Annotated in this window: 20 protein-coding genes; 4 read left to right on the top strand and 16 right to left on the bottom strand. The window is 72.2% G+C overall.

The genetic code is table 11. The features are described from left to right. The coding region (locus FRZ03_RS33870) for an FAD-dependent oxidoreductase (RefSeq protein WP_261399464.1) at positions 1 to 589 on the bottom strand (589 nt) is incomplete at its 3' end. 10 nt (positions 590 to 599) lie between these two features. Here FRZ03_RS33870 and FRZ03_RS40795 point away from each other — a divergent pair. From FRZ03_RS40795 to FRZ03_RS33855, 3 genes are all read left to right on the top strand, one after another. Then, entirely contained in the window at positions 600 to 1,460 is an 861-nt protein-coding gene (locus tag FRZ03_RS40795; protein WP_146468897.1) for a class I SAM-dependent methyltransferase, read from the top strand. A 210-nt stretch (positions 1,461 to 1,670) separates the two neighbouring features. Further along, a complete protein-coding gene (locus tag FRZ03_RS33860; protein WP_261399463.1) occupies positions 1,671 to 2,612 on the top strand; it encodes a helix-turn-helix transcriptional regulator in 942 nt (313 codons plus the stop codon). 105 nt (positions 2,613 to 2,717) lie between these two features. Then, a complete protein-coding gene (locus FRZ03_RS33855; RefSeq protein ID WP_146468895.1) occupies positions 2,718 to 3,161 on the top strand; it encodes a Fur family transcriptional regulator in 444 nt (147 codons plus the stop codon). Between the two features lie 56 nt (positions 3,162 to 3,217). Here the strand turns inward: FRZ03_RS33855 and FRZ03_RS33850 are convergent, their stop codons facing one another. The 6 genes from FRZ03_RS33850 to asnB form a co-directional block, all read right to left on the bottom strand. Continuing rightward, complete coding sequence (locus tag FRZ03_RS33850) at positions 3,218 to 3,607, bottom strand: hypothetical protein (protein ID WP_146468894.1); 390 nt, start codon at positions 3,605 to 3,607, stop codon at positions 3,218 to 3,220. Between the two features lie 268 nt (positions 3,608 to 3,875). Beyond that, on the bottom strand, positions 3,876 to 5,195 hold the full coding sequence (gene mshA / locus FRZ03_RS33845; protein WP_398661765.1) for a D-inositol-3-phosphate glycosyltransferase: 1,320 nt from the start codon (positions 5,193 to 5,195) through the stop codon (positions 3,876 to 3,878). Positions 5,196 to 5,300: 105 nt separating this feature from the next. Beyond that, on the bottom strand, positions 5,301 to 6,881 hold the full coding sequence (locus FRZ03_RS33840) for a class I tRNA ligase family protein (RefSeq protein ID WP_146468893.1): 1,581 nt from the start codon (positions 6,879 to 6,881) through the stop codon (positions 5,301 to 5,303). Between the two features lie 46 nt (positions 6,882 to 6,927). Further along, on the bottom strand, positions 6,928 to 7,665 hold the full coding sequence (locus FRZ03_RS33835) for an SDR family oxidoreductase (protein ID WP_146468892.1): 738 nt from the start codon (positions 7,663 to 7,665) through the stop codon (positions 6,928 to 6,930). 127 nt (positions 7,666 to 7,792) lie between these two features. Next, positions 7,793 to 8,758: a PrpF domain-containing protein gene (locus tag FRZ03_RS33830; RefSeq protein ID WP_186785770.1), complete on the bottom strand. Its 966-nt coding sequence runs from the start codon at positions 8,756 to 8,758 to the stop codon at positions 7,793 to 7,795. Then, entirely contained in the window at positions 8,755 to 10,545 is a 1,791-nt protein-coding gene (gene asnB / locus FRZ03_RS33825) for an asparagine synthase (glutamine-hydrolyzing) (RefSeq protein WP_146468890.1), read from the bottom strand. Before asnB ends, FRZ03_RS33830 begins: the two co-directional genes overlap by 4 nt. Before the next feature lie 180 nt (positions 10,546 to 10,725). Here asnB and FRZ03_RS33820 point away from each other — a divergent pair, with 180 nt between their 5' ends. Further along, complete coding sequence (locus FRZ03_RS33820; protein WP_146468889.1) at positions 10,726 to 11,466, top strand: PIG-L deacetylase family protein; 741 nt, start codon at positions 10,726 to 10,728, stop codon at positions 11,464 to 11,466. A 10-nt stretch (positions 11,467 to 11,476) separates the two neighbouring features. Here the strand turns inward: FRZ03_RS33820 and FRZ03_RS33815 are convergent, their stop codons facing one another. The 9 genes from FRZ03_RS33815 to FRZ03_RS33775 are packed head-to-tail and all read right to left on the bottom strand — an operon-like array spanning position 11,477 to position 21,726. Then, complete coding sequence (locus FRZ03_RS33815; protein WP_146468888.1) at positions 11,477 to 12,157, bottom strand: maleylpyruvate isomerase family mycothiol-dependent enzyme; 681 nt, start codon at positions 12,155 to 12,157, stop codon at positions 11,477 to 11,479. 19 nt (positions 12,158 to 12,176) lie between these two features. Further along, positions 12,177 to 13,607 (bottom strand): adenosylhomocysteinase, encoded by a 1,431-nt coding sequence (gene ahcY / locus FRZ03_RS33810; RefSeq protein ID WP_146468887.1) that lies wholly within the window; start codon positions 13,605 to 13,607, stop codon positions 12,177 to 12,179. Continuing rightward, the gene (gene metF / locus FRZ03_RS33805) at positions 13,597 to 14,454 is read right to left on the bottom strand and encodes a methylenetetrahydrofolate reductase [NAD(P)H] (protein WP_146468886.1); all 858 of its coding nucleotides are present in this window, start codon (positions 14,452 to 14,454) and stop codon (positions 13,597 to 13,599) included. The genes ahcY and metF overlap by 11 nt, the downstream gene beginning before the upstream one ends. Then, a complete protein-coding gene (metH, locus tag FRZ03_RS33800) occupies positions 14,451 to 17,915 on the bottom strand; it encodes a methionine synthase (protein WP_146468885.1) in 3,465 nt (1,154 codons plus the stop codon). Before metH ends, metF begins: the two co-directional genes overlap by 4 nt. Beyond that, a complete protein-coding gene (locus tag FRZ03_RS33795) occupies positions 17,912 to 18,907 on the bottom strand; it encodes a carbohydrate kinase family protein (RefSeq protein ID WP_146468884.1) in 996 nt (331 codons plus the stop codon). Before FRZ03_RS33795 ends, metH begins: the two co-directional genes overlap by 4 nt. Before the next feature lies 1 nt (position 18,908). Next, on the bottom strand, positions 18,909 to 20,117 hold the full coding sequence (gene metK, locus FRZ03_RS33790; RefSeq protein WP_146468883.1) for a methionine adenosyltransferase: 1,209 nt from the start codon (positions 20,115 to 20,117) through the stop codon (positions 18,909 to 18,911). A 1-nt stretch (position 20,118) separates the two neighbouring features. Further along, complete coding sequence (locus FRZ03_RS33785) at positions 20,119 to 20,361, bottom strand: acyl carrier protein (RefSeq protein ID WP_146468882.1); 243 nt, start codon at positions 20,359 to 20,361, stop codon at positions 20,119 to 20,121. A 50-nt stretch (positions 20,362 to 20,411) separates the two neighbouring features. Beyond that, complete coding sequence (gene acpS / locus FRZ03_RS33780) at positions 20,412 to 20,846, bottom strand: holo-ACP synthase (RefSeq protein WP_070021862.1); 435 nt, start codon at positions 20,844 to 20,846, stop codon at positions 20,412 to 20,414. Between the two features lies 1 nt (position 20,847). Further along, positions 20,848 to 21,726 (bottom strand): class-II aminoacyl-tRNA synthetase family protein, encoded by an 879-nt coding sequence (locus FRZ03_RS33775; RefSeq protein WP_261399462.1) that lies wholly within the window; start codon positions 21,724 to 21,726, stop codon positions 20,848 to 20,850. Positions 21,727 to 21,751 lie beyond the last annotated feature (25 nt).

Raw genomic sequence — 21,751 nt, 5'->3', positions numbered from 1 at the left:
AGGTGCAGGCGGTGAGGAACGGCCGTTCGTCGGCGGGGGCTTCGGGGCGCAGGGCCGCCGCGACCGGGGCGGGTACGGCGAGCACCGCGGCCCGCGCGGTGGTCTCGCCGTCGTCGAACCGCAGCACGGCGTGCCCGCCCGCGTCGACGACCTCGCGCACGGCGCGGCCGGTCACCACCTCGGTGTCGGCGGCGAGCCGGCGGGCCAGGAGGTCCATGCCGCCGCGGTAGGTGCGCCAGGCGGACGGCGCCCCGGCCTCCAGCAGCAGACTGATCAGGGGGGCGGCGGCGGAGCGTGCGGTGTCCCAGCCGAAGAAGCAGCCGGCGACCGGCTGGAAGAGGTAGTCGTGCAGGTCCCGGTGGTAGCGCGCGGCCGCCTCCCGGACGGTGGCGGCGCCCAGCGGGGCGCGTTCGGGGCGGTCGCCGTCGAACCCGGCGCGGCGGCGGGCGGCCCAGGCGGAGAAGGCGGCCAGATCGAGCCGGGCACGGGCGGACAGGCCGGCGCCGGTGAGCACGGCCGTGCCCTCTCCGACGCCGGGATGGGCGCGCCCGCCGCGCCAGACGGCCACGCCGCCGCCGACCCGGGGCACGTCCGCCGCGGTGACGCCGAGCCGGCGCCGCCGTCGCCAGGTTGCGCCGCAGCCGCCCGACGCGCCCGGCTCGGCCCCCGTCTCCCCGGTCCCGCCCGGCCCGCTCCCCGGTCTCGAATGCCTCGCGCCGCTCACGGCGGAGGACGTCTGGCTCCAGGACGTCCTGCTCGGCCCGTTCAGCGGGGACATCCTGGAGTATCTGGCGCTGGCCAGGGCCACCGGCGGACCGGTGCTCGACCTGGGCTCGGGCGCGGGCCGGCTCGCCGTGCCCCTCGCGCGCCACGGCTTCACGGTGGAGGCGGTCGACCGGGACCGGCGCAGTCTGCACCGGCTGCTCGACTGGGCCCGGCGCGTCGGCCCCGGTGTGCGCGAGCGGATCACCACCACCCGCGCCGACCTGCTCCGCCTGCGCCTGCGGCGGTCCTACCGACTCGCCCTGATGGCCGGGGCGATGATCGCCGCGGTCCCGCCGTGGTCCCGCCCACGGGTGCTGCGGGAGATCGCCGGGCACCTGGAGCCGGACGGCGCGCTCGCCTTCGACTACACCGCCCACGACACCGCCGGACTGATCGAACAGCCGCACCGCGCCTGGTCGTTCGAGGTGCCCCGGTTCGACGGGGTCGCCGAATGGGTCGTGGCGCGGCAGGACTTCGACCCGGTGGCCATGCGCGAGCACGTCACCTACGCCATCGAGCGGTCGGAGCGGGGCCGCCGCCGCGCCGCGCTCGCGACGACCGACAAATGGGTCGTCGACCGGGCCGATCTGCACCGGGAGTTGGGGGCCGCGGGCCTGTGCGTCGCCGACGAGCGGCAGCACTGGCTCGACGAGCGGACCCGGAGCGTGCTGCTGGTGTGCCGGGTGTGTTCGTGACGAGCGTCACATTACTAAGCAGCATCGGAGATCCTTGGCCACCTTTGTGACATGGTGTGATCGGAGAGCTTCGCACAATCACAAGGGGGCCACTTCACGGTGATCAAGGGCAGTGGCGGTGCAGGGACGCAATCCACTGATCTGGCTCTCACCCTTTACCGGCAGCTACGCGCGCGGGGGGCGTCGAGCATGCGTCAGGTCGCGTCCGACATGGACTTATCGGAGGACGACCTCGCGCGATGTCGTGAGGAACTGATCGGCCTCGGCCTGGTCGTACGGACCGGCCAACTGCACGCGAGCCGCCTGGAGCCGGAGCCGGGGGAGACGGCGGAGACCGATGTCGTCACCGTCATCGCACCCGAGATCGCCCTGCTCAGGCTGCTGGAGCGCGAGCGCACCCGGCTGCGCAACCACCTGGAGCAGGCGGACCGCGCCCATCACACGCTCAAGACGCTCGCCGGCAATTTCCTGCGGACCGAGACCCTGGCCCAGGCGGTCGGCGTGGAGATCGAGATCCTGCGCGACTACCGCAGGATCCAGCAGGTGCTGGAGGACATCACGGTGACCGTCCAGGGCAACCTCGCCTCCATGCACCCCATCGCGCGCGGCCGGGAGATCCCCGAGCGGGCGCTGGACCGGGACCGGCGGCAGATCGAGAAGGGCGTCCAGGTCCGTTCCATTTTCAGCCAGCGTCTGACCTCGGTCCCCGAGGACGCGGAGCACCTGCGGATGAAGGCGAAGCTGGGTGTCCAGGTGCGCCTGTCGCCCGTCGTCCCCATGAACATGATCATCGCGGACGAGCAGTTCGCCCTCCTGCCGGTCGATCCGGAGGACGGCTCGGCCGGCGCCATCCTCGCCCGCGGCTCCGCGCTGGTGCGCTCCTACCAGACCCTGTTCGAGCACTGCTGGCACACCGCCACGCCCTACGGTGAGCAGGTGCTGCCCGCGCGGGGTGGGGACGGGCTGTCCGAACAGCAGCGGGCCGCGCTGCGCATGCTGGCCTCGGGGATGAAGGACGAGAAGGTCGCGCGCAGCCTCGGGGTCTCACTGCGTACGGTGAGCCGGATGATCTCCGAGCTGATGCAGGAACTCGGCGCGTCCAGCCGTTTCGAACTGGGAGTGCGGGCCGCCCGGCTCGGCTGGCTCGACTGATCCGCCCGGGGGCGTTCTCGGCCACCGTCCCCGTCGCCCCCGCGTCCTGGGTGAACCAAGAGGTACGATGCATCCAAACTTTTGGTCTCACCATATGGCGGGAAGATGGCACGCGAAGCGGTGGCACAGGGGCGCGAGACGGCGATCCGGCAACTCCGCGATGCAGGGCTGCGGGTCACCAGCCCGCGTCTCGAGGTGCTGCACGTGCTCGGGTCGGGCGATCATCTCGATGTCGAGGGTCTGACGGCCGCGGCGCGCGAACGGCTGGGCACACTCACTTCCCAGGCCGTCTACGAAATGCTGCGGCATTTTCTGGAAGCGGGCTTGGTGACGAAATTCGAGCGGCCCGGCTGGCCGGCCGTGTTCGAAATTTCGGGACCGCGCCACCAGCATGCGCTGTGTGTGCAATGCGGGCGCGTGGAAAATGTCGCCCACCAGGCTCCGGTGCTGCCTCGAAAAGATCTCCCGGACTGGGACGTGAACGACGCCGACATTGTTTTCAAGGGGTTGTGCCCGGACTGTCGTGCCGCTGTGTCCGTGGGGCGGTGACAGGGCGGGGCCGGGGAGGTGGTGAGCACCTCTCCCGGCCCGGTGGGCGAACCGCGTCAGACCGCCGCGGGCGGCGTCGGCCAGTTGTTGTCGTCCGCCGGCGCGGGAGTGGCGGGCCAGTTGTTGTCGGCCGGGGTGACGCTGGTGGGCCAGTTGTTGTCCGCCGGAGCGGGGGTGCTGGGCCAGTTGTTGTCCGCCGGAGCGGGCGTGCTGGGCCAGTTGTTGTCCGCCGGGGTGGCGACGTTCGGCCAGTTGTTGTCGGCCGGGGTGGCGGTGGGGGTGGGCGTGGCCGGCCAGTTGTTGTCGGCGACCGAGTGGTGCGCGGCACCCGTGCCCGCGGTGGTGGCCGCGACCGCCCCGCCCGTCACGGCGGTACAGACGAGGGCGGCCAGGGCGAACCGGCGGGCGACGGTGCGGAAGCCGGCGGGACGGGAAGACGCGGACACGATTTCCTCCAGGAAGTGATCGATGATTTAGTCTTCGGGGCCCGTGCCGCCGGGCTTCTTCCGAAGACATTTCTATAATCGCCCTCCTTGGACTGCGAGTCCACGATTCCTCAAGTCGTGGACCTGCCATGGCGCGGATATGACAGCGGCTGGGACCGATGATGCCGAACGGATTCCCCGCGGGTGGCTTTATCCGGCCAACCGAAGAAATCAGGCCGGACTTCCTTTTTGGGTGTGCCAGCACCTTTGGTCCGCCCAAATCAAAATGCTAGGCTGGCACCGCGGCCCTTTTGCACCTCCGGGAGGAAGCGGCCGCAGGGGCAGGGACGTGCCGCCGTTCCTGCCCCGCCTTCGACGACCGGTCCCGCAGCGCACGCGCGTAACTGCCCAGCGTCCCGCGGGCCGTCGACCGCCAGTCCAGCCGGCGCGCGTGGCCGGCGGCGGCGCGCCCCATGGCCGCCGCCCGCGCCGGGTGCTCCGCGAACCAGCGCAGCCGGCGCGCGTAGTCGTCCGGGTCGTGCCCCGGTACGAGCAGTCCCGTCACCTCGTCCCGCACGGCGGCGGGCAGTCCGCCGACGGCCGCCGCGAGCACCGGTGTGCCGCACGCCTGGGACTCCAGCGCCACCAGCCCGAACGACTCGCTGCGCGACGGCATCACCAGTACGTCCGCGGCCCGGTACCAGTCCGCCAACTCGCGCTGGGGGGCGGCCGCCTGGAAGCGCACCACGTCCCCGAGGCCGAGTCGCGCGCCCAGGTCCCGCAGCTCGTCCGGCAACCGGGTGCCCGCCCCGCTGAGCCCGCCGACCACGGGCACCAGCAGCCGCCCGCGCAGCCCCGGTGAGTCGCGCAGCAGCGCGGCGACGGAGTGCAGCAGGACGTCCGGACCCTTCAGCGGCTGGATGCGCCCGGCGAACAACGGGATGAAGCCGTCCTGCGGCAGGCCGAGCCGGGCACGCGCCGCCCGCCGTCCGTCCGCCGGACGGAAGATCCGCACGTCGACCCCGGGCGTCACCACATCGGTGCGGTCGGCGTCGGCGCCGTACAGCTCCCGCAACGCCACTTGCTCCTCGACTGTGTTGGCGATGAGACGGTCAGCGGCCCTGGCCAGTGCCGCCTCGCCGCGCACCCGCAGCTCGGGTTCGGGCCGGTCGCCCGGGGCGAGCGAGGCGTTCTTCACCCGGGCGAGCGTGTGCATCGTGTGCACCAGCGGGATGTGCCGCCGCCCGGCGACCCGGGCGCCCGCCTGTCCCGCGAGCCAGTAGTGGGAGTGGACGACGTCGTAGCGGCTGTGGGCGGTCGCCGCCAGCAGGGAGCGGGCGAAATCCGGGACCAGACCCGGCATGGCCTCCTTCGGCAGCGGCCGCCGGGGTCCGGCCGCCAGGTGCAGGACGCGCACCCCGGAGGCGAGCTCGACACGGGCCGGACGGTCCTCGCCGAGGCAGCGGGTGAACAGGTCCACCCGCGCGCCCTCCCGGGCGAGGGCGCGGGACAGCTCGACCATGTAGACGTTCATGCCGCCCGCGTCACCCGTGCCGGGCTGGTGCAGCGGCGACGTGTGGACGCTGAGCATGGCGATGCGCAGGGACACGAGAGGGACTCCTTCGCTGACGGATCCGCAAACCGGTGTGCCCACCTGCTCCGGGGGTGGAGTGGGTGGGCACGTGGTCTCCCGCGAGGTGCGGGAGCAGTGGGGTCAGAAGCCGAACACCGGGCCGGACGGCGGGGCCAGCCGCGTCCCCGGGGGCAGCGGGGCGAGCGCGTCCGGGGTCACCGGCCCGCCGGTCGGCACGTACAGGGCCTGGGCCAGCCGCGTCGCACCTTCCGGCATCACCGGCCAGGCCCAGGAGGCGAGCGCGGACGCGACCGCCAACTGCGCGGCCAACGCGGGTAAATGGCGTTCCGCCCCGGACGGCCGGTGCCGTTCGAACTGGTTGACGTAGCCGAAGTCGGCGGTGCAACGCACCACTTCGTCCAGGACGGCGACCGCGCGCCGGGGGTCGAAGGCCTCGGGGCCGTACGCCTCGCGCACGTCGTCCGCGGCCCGGTGCAGCCGGTGCCGCAGCGCCTCCCAGCCCTCGCCGCCGGGCTCCGCGTCCGGGACCCGGCCCGCGCTGTCCTCGCGCACGGACGCGAACAGCCGGCTCAGCCAGCTGTTCCAGGTGCCGTCCAGGAACTCCCGCGTACGGCCCAGCTCCTCCCGGCCCGCACCGCTGCCCGGGGCCGGCGGCCTGGCCGTCAGGACATGGCGGCGCACGGTGTCGGACCCGAACTCGGTGAGCAGGTCGAGCGCCCACAGGGCGGACGCGCCGCCTTCCTCGCGCGATTCCCCGGCGCCGGGGTGGAACGTCTCGTTGACGTGGAACTCCTGCGGCAGCTTCAGCCCGAGGGCGACCAGGATCGCGGGCAGCAGCGCCACATGGCAGAACGCGTGGCCGAAACCGCAGAAGTGGACGGCGCGTTCGGGCAGCGGCCGCTTGTCGTGGCCGTAGCCGAACAGATGCATCGCGGCCGCCTCGAAGCAGGCGTCCACGCGGTGCCCGGCGAAGCCGTCGAGGGGCACCGGGACGCCCCAGTCGCCGGGGTGGCTCACGGGCACGTCGGGCAGCCCGTCCTCCAGCAGGCTCTCGCACAGCACGGCGAGCCGCGGCGGCAGCCCGGCCGTGCGCCAGTGGTCGGCGAGCAGCTCCCGCATCGGCTCCAGGGGCAGGTACAGGCGTCGGCAGCGCCGCTGCCGGCCCGGCGCGCCGCACAACGCGCAGACGGGATCGGTCAGTTCGCCCTCGTTGGGCCGGGCGCACTCCTGGCACGGGCCGCCCTCGCCGCGGGCCCCGCAGTGCCCGCAGGCGCCGGTGACGTACGCGCCGTGCAGCCAGTGCCGGCAGGACTCGCAGTAGTGCGCCAGCCGGGTGCGGGGCACGATGACGCCCTGCGCGTACAGGTCGAGGAAGAGTTCCTGGAGCCAGTGCCGGTAGCCGCGGTCGCGCCCCGGGTGGACGACGCGGTCGAACTCCACGCCGGAGCGCAGCCAGTCGGCGGTGATCGCCGCCCGGTAACCCTCCGCCACCTCGGCCGGCTTGCGTCCGCCGCGCACCGCGCGCAGCTCGACGGACGCGGCGTGATCGGCGGTGCCGGTGGTGAACAGCACGGGCCGCCCGGCGGCGCGCAGGGAGCGGCTGAGGACGTCGGCGGCGACATACGGTCCGGCGAGATGCCCGAGGTGCAGTTCGCCGTCACTGGCAAGGGGGGTGGCGGTGATCCAGAGTGGGCTGCTCATGGACGGGGCTCCTTGGCGGTGAGGGAGCGCTGCTGAGCCGCGAGCGTCAGCGGGGCTCGAAGTGGAACGAACGGATGAAGCAGTCGCGAGGCTGCTCGACCGCGTAGACGATGCATTCGAACAGGGCCTGGGTGGTGAGCTTCTCGTCGGCGTACCGGGGGTCCCGGCCGGCCCCCTGCCATTCGGTGGACCGGGGGTCGGCGGTGGAGAAGTCGGGGGGATAGAGCGAGAACACCCGGACCCCGGAAGGGCGCAGCCGGCGGGCGAGGATGTCGGCGAACCCGGCCTGCGCGCCCTTGGCGGCGTAGAACGCCTCGTGGGCCGGGGAGTCGGCCGCCTCGCCGGGGGCGCAGACGGCGACCATGTTCACGATGTCGGGCCGCTGGGAGACCCGCAGCAGCGGCAGGAAGTGCTTGACCATGAGCACGGTCCCCGCGGCCGTGGACTCGATGGTCTCCACGATCGACTCGTCGGAGGCGCCTTCGAGGTCGAACCCGTCGAGCCAGCGGGCGCCGTTGTTGACCAGCAGGTCCACCCGGTCGGTGTGCTCACCGACCTGCCGCGCGAACGCCTGGATCTCGGAGGGCTTGCTCAGGTCGCACCCGAAGGCGTGGATGCGTGAGCGGGCCTCGCCCAGCACCTCGGCCCGGGTGCGTTCCGCGGCCTCGACCGTGCGCGCCGAGACGAAGACCTCGGCGCCGAGATGCGCGAACCCGATGGCGATCGCCCGGCCGAAATAACGGGACGCACCGGTCACCACGACGCGCAGATTCTGGAATTTCATGGCGGAGACACTCCCCGGTTCGGAACGCGACAGGGACTCGTCCCCGTTGCCCTCGGCGGGATTCCTGGGGGCTGCCTCCACAGTGGCAGAAAGCTCCGGCATCCTTCTGGCCTGGGACGGTGCGCGTTCACGCCGTGACGTGGATACGCCAGGGGAGGCTCAGGGAGCGTTCCAGGACCCGGGCCCGCTTGCCGTGCACGGCGACGTGCGCGAGGCGCTGCCCGGTCCCCGCGGCCGACACCAGGACCGGACCCGAGGGGGTGTCGAGCCGCAGCGGGCGCACCCGTTCCACGGCCGCCCACGGCCGCCGGTCCGGGCCCTCGGACAGCAGCCAGGGCACCGTCCCCGGCACCCCGCGGGCCGCCGCGAGGCAGACACTGCCGGTCAGCGCGAGCCCCGGGTGCCAGCCGGTCACGGTGGCCGCGCGCACCGAGAGCCGGCCGGGGAGGCAGGCGCCCACCGCGGCGACCTTCGGCAGGGCACCCGTCACCGGCAGCCCGAGCAGCCGGGCCGCCGCCGCCCGTACGGCGAGCAGCCGGCCCAGCACCTCGGCTCCGGCGCCGAACAGCGCGTCGCGCGAGGTCAGGCCGAGGTCGCGGGCGGCCACGAACACATAGGGGTTGCCGTAGCGCACCAGCGAGACCGGAAGCCCGCACAGCCGCTGGACGGGACGCCCGGTGGGCAGCAACTCCGCGACGGACACGGGCCGTTCGACGCGTACCGTGTACGAGCCGTCCGGCCGGGGCAGGCAGAGCACCGGATCGCCGGTGGTCACCGCGCGCACCCGCACCGGTCCCCGCCGTCCGGAGGCGACGACGGCCGCGAGCAGTGAATGACCGCACCCGGTACGGAAGTCGAAGCCGTCCGGCTCCGGCAGGCACTGCACGAAACGGTAGTCGACGTCGTACGACGCGACGGGGGAGGGGCCGACGAGCGCGATCTTGCGCACCTGGCCGCGTCCCGTCTCCTCCAGCCAGCGCCGCACGGCGATGAGTTCGCCGCGCAGGGCCAGCGCCCCCCGGGGCAACCGGCCCTGGTCGAGGACGAGCGTCGGGCCGGGCGCGCCCTCGGCCCGGACGACGTCCGCGATCACGCCGCGAGGTCGGCCGAGACCCGCAGCCCCTGGACGACGTCGGTCCACAGCTCGTGGACGGCGAGCGCCCACAGGGTCAGGGCGTCCTGCTGCGAGGGCCGTTCGGCGTGCCGGGCGAACAGCGCCTGCACCCGGTCGGCGCGCAGCTGCCCGCCCCGCCGCAGCCGCGCGGGCGCGAGCAGCTCGCGCAGGGACCACAGCAACGGCCCGTCGGCGGCGAGCATCGCCGACAGCGGCAGAGTGAAGGGCTGTTTGGGCCGGCGCAGCACGGGGGCCGGCAGCAGGCCCCGCCCGGCCTCGTACAGCGCCTTCTTCCCGGTGCGCGGTCCGGCGGGCAGCCGGCGGGCGAGGCCGGCCACGCCCGGCTGGCAGAACGGCATCCGGGCCTCGACCGCCCATGCCATGCTCAGATGGTCCACCCGCCGCAGGTGGTAGGCCGGCAGCCGCCGGCGCGTCTCGAACGCCTGGAGGGTGCCGGCCCGGTCGGCGCCGGAGCCGCGCAGCTCGGCCGCGATCCGGTCGGCCGCGGAGCCCCGCTCGGCGATGAACGCCCGGTACTCGGCGGTGTAGAGCCACTCCCGCACCAGCCGGGGAGCCGCCGCCAGCGCGTCCACGTAGGCCGCCGTCCAGTCGGCCCCGGCGGGTGCGGCCAGCGCCGTGCGTACCCGGTCGTAGCCGCCGAAGAGCTCGTCGGCCCCGTCCCCGGTGAGCGCCGCGGTGAAGCCGGCCTCGCGCACGGCCCGGAAGAGCGCGTAGGTGCTGACGGCGATGGGGTCGGCGTTGGGCTGGCCCAGGTGGCGCACCGTGCGGGTCAGCAGTGAGGGGAGTTCGGCGGGATCGACGCAGACCTCGTGGTGGCAGGTGCGCACGCGCCGGGCGACGGCCCTGGCGTAGGTGTGCTCGGCCTGCGGCCAGCGGCCCCGGTACCCGAGGTGGAAGGTGTGCAGCGGCCGCACGTGCTCCGCGGCGAGCGCGGTCACCAGCCCGGAGTCCAGACCGCCGCTGGTCAGCGCGCACAGCGGCACGTCGGTCTCGGCCAGCCGGTGCACCTCCCCGCGCAGGGCCTCCAGCGCGTCCGCGGCCGACGGGGCGGGCCCGGCGTCCGGGTCCGCCGCGCGGGGACCGCAGCGCAGCATGCGCAGTCCCTCGGCGCCATGGGCCACCGCGACGCTCCCGGGCGGCAGGACGCGGATGCCCTCCAGGGCGGTCTCCGTGCCGAACGCCGTCTTGGTGGCCAGCACGGTGTCGAGGGCCTCCTCGCGCGGCACGGCGGGCACCCCGTCGAAGGCGAGCAGCGCGGGGATCTCGGAGGCGAACCGCACCGCGCCGCGTTCACCCTGGTGGTAGTGCAGCGGTTTCATGCCCATGCCGTCGACCGCGAGGACCAGCCGGGGCAGCTGTCCGCGCAGATCGACGACGGCGACCGCGAACATGCCGTCCAGCTCGTCGGCGAAGGCCGGGCCGAACTCGGTGTACAGGGCGGGCAGCAGGCTGCCGTCGCAGCGGTCCGGGAAGCGGTGCCCGCGTGCCTCCAGGCGGCGGCGCAGCTCCCGGTGGTTGTAGATCTCGCCGTTGAGCACGGCCACGACGCCCGGCGCGGTCGGCAGGGTGAAGGGCTGGGTGCCGCCCGCCGGGTCGGTCACGGCGAGCCGGTCGCAGCCGAGCGCCCAGCCGCGGCCGGTCATGACACCGCGCTCGTCCGGCCCCCCGTGCCGTTGCCGGGCCGACACCGTGGCGAGTTCGGCGCCGGTGGCCGCGACCGCGAAGGAGCCGAAGATCCTGCACATGCTGGTGGCCTCCGAGACTGTGGATCCGACAGATCGGTCGAGACGTGGGCTGCCAAGCGAGACTTGGTCTCGACAATGTTTTGAAGCTACCAATTAATTGTCTGGCGCGTAAGTGTCATGGCGTCGACGCGCCACCGGAACCGCCTTGTCCGGCCAACGCCCGGCCAACAGGGTTGACACATGGAAGAGTTCAGGGCCGACCCCCCCGACCGCGGCGCGCCGGAGAGTCTTCTCGTCGTGGCCGCGCACCCGGACGACATCGAATTCTGCGTCAGCGGCACGGTGATGCGCTGGATCGCCGACGGCACCCGCGTGACCTACTGCATCGTCACCGACGGCGACGCCGGCGGTTACGACGAACGGCTGCCCCGCCAGGCGATGGCCGATCTGCGCCGCGCCGAACAGGTCCACTCGGCCAAGCTCAGCGGGGTGCACGACGTGCGCTTCCTCGGCTACCCCGACAGCTTCGTGGAGCCGACCGCCGAGCTGCGCCGCGACCTGTGCCGGGTCATCCGGCAGGTCCGGCCGCGGCGCGCGATCATCCCCAGCCCCGAGATCAACTGGAAACGCGTCGCGGACCTGCACCCGGACCACCGGGCGGTCGGCGACGCGGCCCTGCGGGCGATCTACCCGGAGGCGCGCAACCCCTTCGCGCACCCCGAACTCCTCAAGAGCGAGGGGCTCGAACCCTGGATCGTCCCCGAGCTGTGGCTGATGACCGGGCCGACGCCCAACCAGTACGTCGACGTCACCACGGTCTTCGACCGCAAGGTGGAGGCGCTGCGCATCCACACCTCGCAGACGGCCCACTTCGAGGACCTCGCCGGACTGCTGCGCGACTGGCTCGCCGAGCACGCCCGGGCGGGCGGCCTGCCCCCGGGGCGGCTCGCCGAGGCCTTCCAGATCGTCAGCACCGAGTGAGCCGCCCGTCTCACCGGTAGATGCACAGCTCCTTCTCCGTGGCACCCGACAGGTGGTAGCGCGTGCCGACGAGCGGACGTCCGGTGTAGATCCGGATCAGCGTCGGCAGGTCCCCGCGGAACTGTGCCAGGGGACGTTCCGCGCAGGGGTTCCCCAGGGACAAGGGCGCCTCCAGATCCGGCAGATGGGCGTGCAGGCCCGGCGTTCCGCGCTGCCGGCTGGTCGCCGTCAGCAGGGGGAGAGCGTGCTCCACGCTCTCCCCGGCGTACGCCCCCCGTTCGCCGAACGCCTCGCGCACATCACCGGCGTGCACCCACTCGCCCAGCGCCACGGCGTCCAGCCGGTCGTCGCAGCGCCGGGCGATGACCTCCCCGGCCTCCGTGAGCCCCCGTTCCAGCTCGTCCAGCACGCGTTCCAGCGGCCAGTCCGCGCGCTCCGCCACATCCGCGGCGTTCGCCTCCGGCAGGAACGCGCCCTCCTCCAGCCGGCCCTCGACGATGCGGATCAGCGCCGCCCCGCAGTGGGCGAGGACCTGGCGCACCGTCCATCCGGGACAGGCGGTGCGCAGTTCGAACAGCTCCCGGGGGGCGGCGCGCAGCAACGGCATCAGCGCGTCTCGCTCCGTGCGGAGCAGGCGGCCGGGAAGGCCGGGGTCCCGGCCCGCCGCCGCGTACGGGTTGTGCTCGGACATCTGCGTCTGCTCCGCGCTCTCAGTAGCGGTAGTGGTCCGGCTTGTACGGGCCCTCGACCTCGACACCGATGTAGGCGGCCTGCTCCGGACGCAGCGTGGTCAGCTTGACGCCGAGCGCGTCCAGGTGGAGCCGGGCGACCTTCTCGTCCAGGTGCTTGGGCAGCACGTACACACCGGTCGGGTACGCGTCGGGCTTGGTGAACAGCTCGATCTGGGCCAGCGTCTGGTCCGCGAACGAGTTCGACATCACGAACGACGGATGACCCGTGGCATTGCCCAGGTTCAGCAGCCGGCCCTCGGACAGCACGATGATCACCTTGCCGTCCGGGAACGTCCACGTGTGGACCTGCGGCTTCACCTCGTCCTTGACGATGCCCGGGATCCTCGCCAGACCGGCCATGTCGATCTCGTTGTCGAAGTGACCGATGTTCCCGACGATCGCCTGGTGCTTCATCCGGGCCATGTCCGAGGCCATGATGATGTCCTTGTTGCCCGTCGTCGTCACGAAGATGTCGGCCTTGTCCACGACCTCGTCCAGCGTCGTGACCTGGTAACCGTCCATCGCCGCCTGCAACGCGCAGATCGGGTCGATCTCCGTCACGATCACCCGCGCACCCTGGCCCCGCAGCGACTCCGCACAGCCCTTGCCGACATCGCCGTACCCGCACACCACCGCGGTCTTGCCACCGATCAGCACATCGGTCGCCCGGTTGATGCCGTCCACCAGCGAATGCCGGCAGCCGTACTTGTTGTCGAACTTCGACTTCGTCACCGCGTCGTTCACATTGATCGCGGGGAACAGCAGCACACCGTCACGCTGCATCTCGTACAAACGGTGCACACCCGTCGTGGTCTCCTCCGTCACACCACGGATCTCGGAGGCCACGGCGGTCCAGTCGAGGGTGCTGCGTTCCAACAGGGCACGGACGACGGCGAGTTCCTCGTTGTCGGCGGGTGGGAGGTCGCCGGTCTTCTGGTGGGCCACGCCCTGATGGACGAGGAGGGTGGCGTCACCGCCGTCGTCCAGGATCATGTTCGGGCCGCCGGTCGGGCTGTCCGGCCAGGTCAGCGCCTGCTCGGTGCACCACCAGTACTCCTCCAGGGTCTCGCCCTTCCAGGCGAACACCGGGACGCCCCGCGGGTTGTCCGGCGTGCCGTCGGGGCCGACGGCGATGGCGGCGGCCGCGTGGTCCTGGGTGGAGAAGATGTTGCAGGAGGCCCAGCGGACCCTGGCGCCCAGGGCGACCAGGGTCTCGATCAGCACCGCCGTCTGCACCGTCATGTGCAGCGAACCGGTGATACGGGCGCCGGCGAGGGGCTGGGCCTCGGCGTACTCCTTGCGGATCGCCATCAGGCCGGGCATCTCGTGCTCGGCGAGGGTGATCTCCTTGCGGCCGAACTCGGCCAGCGAGAGATCGGCGACCTTGAAGGCGGGGGTGTCAGCGGACACTGAGGCTCCTTGAGGCGTGGATGGTGCGATGGATGTCCAGGGCCGCCGTCGAGCGGTTCAGGGTGATGTAGTGCAGGCCGGGGGCGCCCTCGGCGAGGAGCCGGTCGGCCATGGCGACGGCGTGGTCGACGCCGATGCGGTGCGCGACGGCGGGATCGTGCCGGGCCGCCTCCAGCCGGTGCGCCAGGTCCTCCGGGAAGGTCGCCGCGCTCAGCTCGGCGAACCGGCGGATCTGACGGACGTCGGTGGCCGGCATGATCTCCGGGATGATCGGGGTCTCGCAGCCGGCCGCGGCGACCCGGTCCCGCAGCCGGAGGTAGTCCTCCGCGCGGAAGAACATCTGCGTGATGGCGTAGTCCGCGCCGGCCTTGCACTTGGCCACGAAGTGGCGCAGATCGGTCCGGGCGTCGGGCGAGCGCGGATGCCCCTCCGGGAAGGCCGCCACGCCGATGGTGAAGTCGCCCAGCGAACGGAGCAGTTCGACCAGCTGGTAGGCGTGGGTGAACCCGTCGGGATGCGGCACCCAGGGCCCTTGCGGGTCGCCGGGCGGGTCGCCGCGCAGCGCGAGGACGTCGCGGATGCCCGCGTCCGCGTAGCTGCCGATGATGTGGCGCAGCTCGGCCACCGAGTGCCCGACGGCCGTCAGATGGGCGGCCGGACGCAGGGTGGTCTCGGCGGCGATGCGCCGGGTGAGCGCCACCGTACGGTCGCGGGAGGACCCTCCCGCCCCGTAGGTGACCGACACGAAGTCCGGCCGCAGCGCCTCCACTTTGCGCACCGCGTTCCACAGGGCCCGCTCGCCGGCGGCGGTCGAGGGCGGGAAGAACTCGAACGAGAAGGTGGTCATGAGCGCCGCCCGGCACTGAAGTACCCCGCCTGCGGGTGGTGGACGACGATCGCGTCCGTGGACTGCTCGGGGTGCAGCTGGAACTCCTCGGACAGCCGGACCCCGATCCGCTCGGGCTCCAGCAGGGCCGCGATCTTGGCGCGGTCCGCGAGATCGGGGCAGGCCGGATAGCCGAGGGAGTAGCGGCAGCCCTGGTAGTCGGTGCGGAACATGCCGTCCAGCGAGTCCGGATCGGCGCCGGCGATGCCGAGTTCGGCGCGGACGCGGGCGTGCCAGTACTCGGCGAGGGCTTCGGCCAACTGGACGGACAGGCCGTGCAGTTCGAGGTAGTCGCGGTAGGCGTTCGCCTCGAAGAGCTTGGCGGTCTCCTCGCCGACGCGGGAGCCGACGGTGACGACCTGGAAGCCGACCACGTCGGTCTCCCCCGACTCCTCCGGGCGGAAGAAGTCGGCCAGACAGAGGCGTCGGCCGCGGTCCTGCCGGGGGAAGGTGAACCGGGTGAGTTCCGCGCCGTGCTCGTCGAGGACGATCAGGTCGTCGTCCTTGGACACGCAGGGGAAGTAGCCGTGGACCACGGCCGCTTCCAGCAGGTTGCGGGTGCGCAGCAGATCGAGCCAGCCGCGCAGCCGGGGCCTTCCCTCGGTCTCGAACAGCTCCTTGGTCAGGCCCCATTGGCCCTTGAAGAGGGCGCCTTCGTCGAGCCAGGAGGCGTACTCCTTGAGCTGGATGCCCTTGCTGACGCGGGTGCCCCAGAACGGCGGGGTGGGCACGGGGTTGTCGGTGGCGACGTCGGAGCGGACGTGTCCTTCCTCGGGCCGCTCGGTCACCTCCGCGGCGGCCGTGGCCCGGACCCTGCGCGGGCGCAGCTCGGGCAGCTTCGCGCCGGGCACGCCGCGTTTGACGCCGATGAGGGCGTCCATCAGGCGCAGGCCCTCGAAGGCGTCGCGGGCGTAGCGGACCTCGCCCTCGTAGAGCTCGTGGAGGTCCTGTTCGACGTAGGCGCGGGTGAGGGCGGCCCCGCCGAGGATCACCGGGTACTTCGACGCCAGGGCGCGCTGGTTCAGCTCCTCCAGGTTCTCCTTCATGATCACGGTGGATTTGACGAGGAGTCCGGACATGCCGATCACGTCGGCGCGGTGTTCCTCGGCGGCTTCCAGGATCGCGGAGACGGGCTGCTTGATACCGAGGTTGACCACGTGGTAGCCGTTGTTCGACAGGATGATGTCGACCAGGTTCTTGCCGATGTCGTGCACGTCCCCGCGCACGGTGGCCAGCACGATGGTGCCCTTGCCCTCGGCGTCCGACTTCTCCATGTGCGGTTCCAGATGGGCGACCGCGGCCTTCATCACCTCGGCGGACTGCAGCACGAACGGCAGCTGCATCTGCCCGGACCCGAACAGCTCACCGACGACCTTCATGCCGTCCAGCAGCGTCTCGTTGACGATGTCCAGCGCCGGCCGCTCCAGCAGCGCCGCGTCCAGGTCCGCCTCCAGGCCGTTGCGTTCCCCGTCGATGATCCGCCGCTTCAGCCGCTCCTCAAGGGGCAGCGCGGCCAGTTCCTCGGCCTTGCCCGCCTTCAGCGACCTCGCCGTCGCCCCCTCGAACAGCCGCATCAGCTTCTGCAGCGGGTCATAGCCCTCGACGCGGCGGTCGTAGATCAGGTCCAGCGCGGTGGTGACCTCCTCCTCGCTGAAACGCGCGATGGGCAGGATCTTCGAGGCGTGCACGATCGCCGAGTCCAGACCCGCCTTCACACACTCGTCCAGGAACACGCTGTTGAGCAGGATCCGCGCGGCCGGGTTCAGACCGAAGGAGATGTTCGACAACCCGAGCGTGGTCTGCACCGCCGGGTGACGCCGCTTCAGCTCCCGGATCGCCTCGATCGTCGCCACACCGTCCTTGCGGGACTCCTCCTGACCCGTGCAGATCGTGAACGTCAGGGCATCGATGAGGATGTCCTCCTCACGGATGCCCCAGTTCCCCGTCAGATCCGCGATCAGCCGCTCGGCGATCTCCACCTTCTTCCGCGGGGTGCGGGCCTGGCCCTCCTCGTCGATGGTCAGCGCGATCAGCGCCGCACCGTGCTCCCGCGCCAGCGCCGTCACCCGCGCGAACCGCGAATCCGGGCCGTCCCCGTCCTCGTAGTTCACCGAGTTGATCACCGCACGCCCGCCCAGCTTCTCCAGACCGGCCCGGATCACCTCCACCTCGGTGGAGTCCAGCACGATCGGCAGCGTCGACGCCGTCGCCAGCCGCCCGGCCAGCTCCTCCATGTCCGCCACACCGTCACGGCCGACGTAGTCCACACACAGATCGAGCATGTGCGCGCCCTCGCGGATCTGCTCGCGGGCGATCTCCACACAGTCGTCCCAGCGGCCCGCCAGCATCGCCTCACGGAACTTCTTCGACCCGTTCGCGTTCGTCCGCTCACCGATCGCCAGATACGCCGTGTCCTGCCGGAACGGCACCGACTGATACAAAGACGCCGCACCAGGCTCCGGCTGCGGACTGCGCACCGGCGGCGTCAGATCCCGCACCCGCTCCACCACCTGCCGCAGATGCTCCGGAGTCGTCCCGCAGCACCCGCCCACCAGCGACAACCCGTACTCCCGCACGAACGTCTCCTGCGCATCCGCCAGTTCAGCCGGACCGAGCGGGAAGTACGCGCCGTCCTTGGTCAGCACCGGCAGGCCGGCGTTGGGCATGCACAGCAGCGGGATGCGCGCGTGGCGCGCGAGATGGCGCAGGTGTTCGCCCATCTCGGCAGGCCCGGTCGAGCAGTTGAGGCCGATGAGATCGATGCCCAGCGGCTCCAGGGCCGTCAGCGCCGCGCCGATCTCCGAGCCCAGCAGCATGGTGCCCGTGGTCTCGAAGGCCATCGACACCAGCAACGGCACGTCCAGGCCGAGGGCGTCCAGGGCACGGCGGGCGCCGAGCACGGCGGCCTTGGTCTGGAGCAGGTCCTGGGTGGTCTCCACGAGCAGCGCGTCCGCGCCGCCCGCCAGCAGGCCCTCCGCGTTCGCCTGGAAGCCGTCGCGGATCGTGCCGTAGCCGATGTGGCCCAGGGTGGGCAGCTTGGTGCCCGGGCCCATCGACCCCAGCACCCAGCGCTGCCGCCCCTCCCGGGCGGTGAACTCGTCCGCCACCTCCCGGGCGATCCGGGCACCGGCCTCGGACAGCTCGTGCACCCGGCCGGCGATGCCGTACTCCGCCATCGCCGCGTGGTTGGCCCCGAAGGTGTTGGTCTCCACACAGTCCACGCCCACCGCGAAGTAGGCCTCGTGGACCGAGCGGACGATGTCCGGGCGGGTCAGGTTGAGGATCTCGTTGCAGCCTTCGAGCTGCTGGAAGTCGTCCAGGGTGGGTTCCTGGGCCTGGAGCATGGTGCCCATGGCTCCGTCGGCGACCACCACCCGGGTGGCGAGCGCCGTCCGCAGGGCGTCGATCCGGGCGGCCGTCATGTCAGCCCCCGCAGATGCGCCGCCAGATGGGTGGCCAGATGGGCCGCGCAGCCCACGCCGTAGGTCGTGCGCAGCCGCCCGAGCACGATGTCCCGGTACAGCCGGTACTCCTGGGTGCCCACGTAGTCCAGCGCGGTGGCGGCCACGACACAGCCCAGCTGCGCCGCGCAGCGCTCCGGGACGCCCCACGCCGTGCCGGCGAGGAAGCCCGCGCGGAACGCGTCGCCGACGCCGGTCGGATCCACCACACCCGGGACCTCGACCGCGGGCACGGTGAGGTCGGGCCGGCCGTCGCGGCGGATGCGGACGCCCGCGGCGCCCTCCGTGGTGACCCAGCGGCCGACCCGCTGCAGCACGTCCGGCACGCCGAGCCCGGTGCGCTCCTGGAGCAGCGCGGTCTCGTACTCGTTGGTGAACAACCAGCGGGCCCCCTCGATGAGTTCGCGGACCTCCTTGCCGCTGAGTCGCGCCAGCTGCTGGGACGGATCGGCGGCGAACGGGATGCCGAGGTCCCGGCAGACCCGGGTGTGGCGCAGCATGGCCTCGGGGTCGTCGGGCGAGACCATGACCAGCCCGAGCCGGCCGGTGCGCTCGGCGATCGCCCGCAGATCGATCCTGCGGGCCTCCGTCATCGCACCGGCGTAGAAGGTGGCGATCTGGTTCTGCGCGCGGTCCGTCGTACAGACGAAACGGGCGGTGTGGTGCTCCTGGCTGACCAGCACGGAGTCGGTGTCGACCCCGTGCTGCTTCAGCCAGACGCGGTAGGGCTCGAAGTCGTCGCCGACCGCCCCGACCAGCACCGGCCGCAGGCCGAGCAGCCCGAGGCCGAACGAGATGTTCGCTGCCACGCCGCCACGGCGGATCTCCAGCCGGTCGGCGAGGAAGGACAGGGAGACGCGGTCCAGTCGGTCGGCCAGGAGCTGGTCGGTGAAGCTCCCCGGGAAGGACATCAGATGGTCGGTGGCGATGGAGCCCGTGACAGCGATACGCATCTCAGCCCTCCACGTGGTCGCGCAGCGCGCCGGCCCGGCCGGTCGACTCCCAGGTGAACTCCGGCAGTTCGCGGCCGAAGTGGCCATAGGCGGAGGTCCGCGCGTAGACGGGCCGCAGCAGGTCCAGGTCGCGTACGATCGCCGCCGGACGCAGGTCGAAGACCTCCGTGATCGCGGCCTGGATGCGGTCCACCGGCACGGACTCGGTGCCGAACGTCTCCACGAACAGGCCGACCGGGTCCGCCTTGCCGATGGCGTAGGCGACCTGTACCTCGCAGCGGCGGGCGAGACCGGCGGCGACCACGTTCTTCGCCACCCAGCGCATCGCGTACGCCGCGCTGCGGTCCACCTTGGAGGGGTCCTTGCCGGAGAAGGCGCCCCCGCCGTGCCGGGCCATCCCGCCGTAGGTGTCGATGATGATCTTGCGGCCGGTCAGCCCGGCGTCGCCCATCGGGCCGCCGATCTCGAAGCGGCCCGTGGGGTTCACCAGCAGCCGGTAGCCGTCGCTCTCCAGGCTCACCCCCTGCTCGGCCAGCGCCTTGAGCGTCGGCTCCACCACCGACTCCCGGACGTCCGGGGCGAGCAGGCCCTCCAGGCTGATGTCCCCGGCGTGCTGGGAGGAGACGACGACGGTGTCCAGGCGCGCCGGGCGGTCGCCGTCGTACTCGATGGTGACCTGCGTCTTGCCGTCCGGCCGCAGATAGGGGCAGGCGCCGTTCTTGCGGACCTCGGTCAGCCGCTCGGCCAGCCGGTGCGCGAGATGGATCGGCAGCGGCATCAGCTCGGGGGTGTCGTCGCAGGCGTAGCCGAACATCAGGCCCTGGTCGCCCGCGCCCTGCCGGGACAGCTCGTCGTCGTTGCCCTCGGCGCGCGCTTCGTAGGCGGCGTCCACGCCCTGCGCGATGTCCGGCGACTGGGCGCCGATCGACACGGAGACCCCGCAGGAGGCCCCGTCGAAGCCCTTGGCGGAGGAGTCGTAGCCGATGTCGAGGATCGTGTCGCGCACCAGCTGGGCGATGGGGGCGTACGCGTGGGTGGTGACCTCGCCGGCGATGTGCACCTGACCGGTGGTGATCAGGGTCTCGACGGCCACCCGGGCGGCCGGGTCCTGGCCGAGGAGGGCGTCCAGGACGGTGTCGCTGATCCGGTCGGCGATCTTGTCGGGATGGCCTTCGGTGACGGACTCGGAGGTGAAGAGCCGTCGGCTCATCTCACTTCACCTCCGCGAGGAAGAAGGCGGCCTCGATGGCGTCGAGGGTGCGCAGCGAGTCGACCTCCAGGGTCTCCATCTCGATGGTGCGGCCGCTGTGCTGCTCCAGGAGGAAGACGAACTCCACGAAGGACAGCGAGTCGATGAGCCGGTTCTCGATCAGGTCGAGGTCGTTCGGGATGTCGTCGCGCTCCGGGTGGCGCTTGAGGATCCAGTCCTTCACCTGCTGCAGGCCGTCGGTCATGGCGGTACTCCTAACGGTGATCGAGGAGGAATGTGGGCAAAGCGGGCGTCTCACGGCCGGTGCCGGGGATCGCCGAGGACGGGGGCGGCCACGGCCACCGCGTAGTCCACGTCGTGGCTGATGCTCACCGTGATGTCCTGGATGCCGGACTCGGCTGCCATCTCGGCGGCGGTGCGGCGCAGTTCGACCAGCGGCCAGCCGCCGTCGGAGCGGCGCACCACGATGTCGCGCCAGGGCAGGAACCGGCCCCGGACCCGCAGGGTCTTGAACGCCGCTTCCTTGGCCGCGATCCGTCCGCACAGGCTGAGCAGATCGAGGCCGCTGGACGTACGGCAGTCGTCGAGTTCGCCGGGGTTCAGCATCCGCTGGAAGAAATCCTCGCCGTGGTCGTCGAGGAGCCTGCGGACGCGCTTGACGGACACGATGTCCATGCCGAGGTTCGCCCAGCCCGGGCCGCCGCCTTGGGCGGTGGGGTGGGCCGGCACCTCACACCCCCGGGCCGGCCGGCTGGAGTCGGTCGCCTGCCGCGAGCACGGCTTCGGTGGCGGCGGCCCAGGTGCCGTACCGCCGGGTGAGGGCCGACAGCCAGCGTTCGAGACCGAAGGCGACGCAGCTGGTGGAGGCCGGTTCGCCGGTGCCGGCGAGGGTGATGGAGCAGCGGTCGCCGAAGAAGTTGCGGTGGGTGTTGACGGAGGCGATCGCGAGGTCCTCGAAGAGGAACTCGTGCTTGACCGGGGACAGCCGCTGCAACAGCGCCTTCGAGCCGCCCTTGTCGTAGAAGGGATCGGTGGCGGCCTCCCGGCGCAGCGGCAGGTCGAGCGCCCGGGCGAAGGCGGTGATGCGGTCGGTGAAGTCCCGCAGGTGCGCGTCCGCGTGTTCGCGGCTGCCGAGGGCGACGATCTCCCGCATGTGGAAGCCGAGTTGGCGGCGCAGCCCCTCGTACCGCTCCTCCTTGCGGAAGCACCAGCCGACCACGGTCACCAGGGTGTCCGCCGCGACCTCGCGGCCCTCGTGGTCGAGGTAGACGGCGTAACAGGAGGCGGAGGGCAGACCGAGTTCGGCGGGCTGGAGCGAGCTGCACGGGAAGCAGCCCGTCTCGGAACAGTACTCGCCGCGGCGGTCGACGTCGATCGCGGTGGCGACGACGGCCTGGTGGGGGAAGTTCTCGTAGTAGTCGAGCCGCTTGAGGTCGGCGGTGGGCAGCAGCGGGGGCATGGTCATCGGGCGGGCCCCGGCGCTCACGCCCCATTTCTCGAAGGTGTCGTCGAGGAGCCGGAGCAGGGCCGTCTCCTCCGCTCCGAGGGAGGGCAGGCCGCCGTTCGCGGCCGGTGGGCGCGGGGGCGCGGTGGATATGGTGTCGGGCACGGTGGTGGACCACCTCTCGGTTCGC

This window comes from Streptomyces misionensis (assembly GCF_007896895.1).
Taxonomy (GTDB): Bacteria; Actinomycetota; Actinomycetes; order Streptomycetales; family Streptomycetaceae; genus Streptomyces; species Streptomyces misionensis_A.
Note: the sequence above shows the minus strand (reverse complement) of the source record. Positions and strands in the feature narration are given on the sequence as shown.

Bases quoted from the DNA above. Each gene is read 5' to 3' on its own strand.
- FRZ03_RS33860 (WP_261399463.1), top strand. From the start codon at position 1,671: ATGGACTTATCGGAGGACGACCTCGCGCGATGTCGTGAGGAACTGATC.
- FRZ03_RS33855 (WP_146468895.1), top strand. From the start codon at position 2,718: ATGGCACGCGAAGCGGTGGCACAGGGGCGCGAGACGGCGATCCGGCAA.
- FRZ03_RS33840 (WP_146468893.1), bottom strand. From the start codon at position 6,881: ATGAGCAGCCCACTCTGGATCACCGCCACCCCCCTTGCCAGTGACGGC.
- FRZ03_RS33835 (WP_146468892.1), bottom strand. From the start codon at position 7,665: ATGAAATTCCAGAATCTGCGCGTCGTGGTGACCGGTGCGTCCCGTTAT.
- asnB (WP_146468890.1), bottom strand. From the start codon at position 10,545: ATGTGCAGGATCTTCGGCTCCTTCGCGGTCGCGGCCACCGGCGCCGAA.
- FRZ03_RS33820 (WP_146468889.1), top strand. From the start codon at position 10,726: ATGGAAGAGTTCAGGGCCGACCCCCCCGACCGCGGCGCGCCGGAGAGT.
- FRZ03_RS33815 (WP_146468888.1), bottom strand. From the start codon at position 12,157: ATGTCCGAGCACAACCCGTACGCGGCGGCGGGCCGGGACCCCGGCCTT.
- metF (WP_146468886.1), bottom strand. From the start codon at position 14,454: ATGACCACCTTCTCGTTCGAGTTCTTCCCGCCCTCGACCGCCGCCGGC.
- metH (WP_146468885.1), bottom strand. From the start codon at position 17,915: ATGACGGCCGCCCGGATCGACGCCCTGCGGACGGCGCTCGCCACCCGG.
- FRZ03_RS33795 (WP_146468884.1), bottom strand. From the start codon at position 18,907: ATGCGTATCGCTGTCACGGGCTCCATCGCCACCGACCATCTGATGTCC.
- metK (WP_146468883.1), bottom strand. From the start codon at position 20,117: ATGAGCCGACGGCTCTTCACCTCCGAGTCCGTCACCGAAGGCCATCCC.
- FRZ03_RS33785 (WP_146468882.1), bottom strand. From the start codon at position 20,361: ATGACCGACGGCCTGCAGCAGGTGAAGGACTGGATCCTCAAGCGCCAC.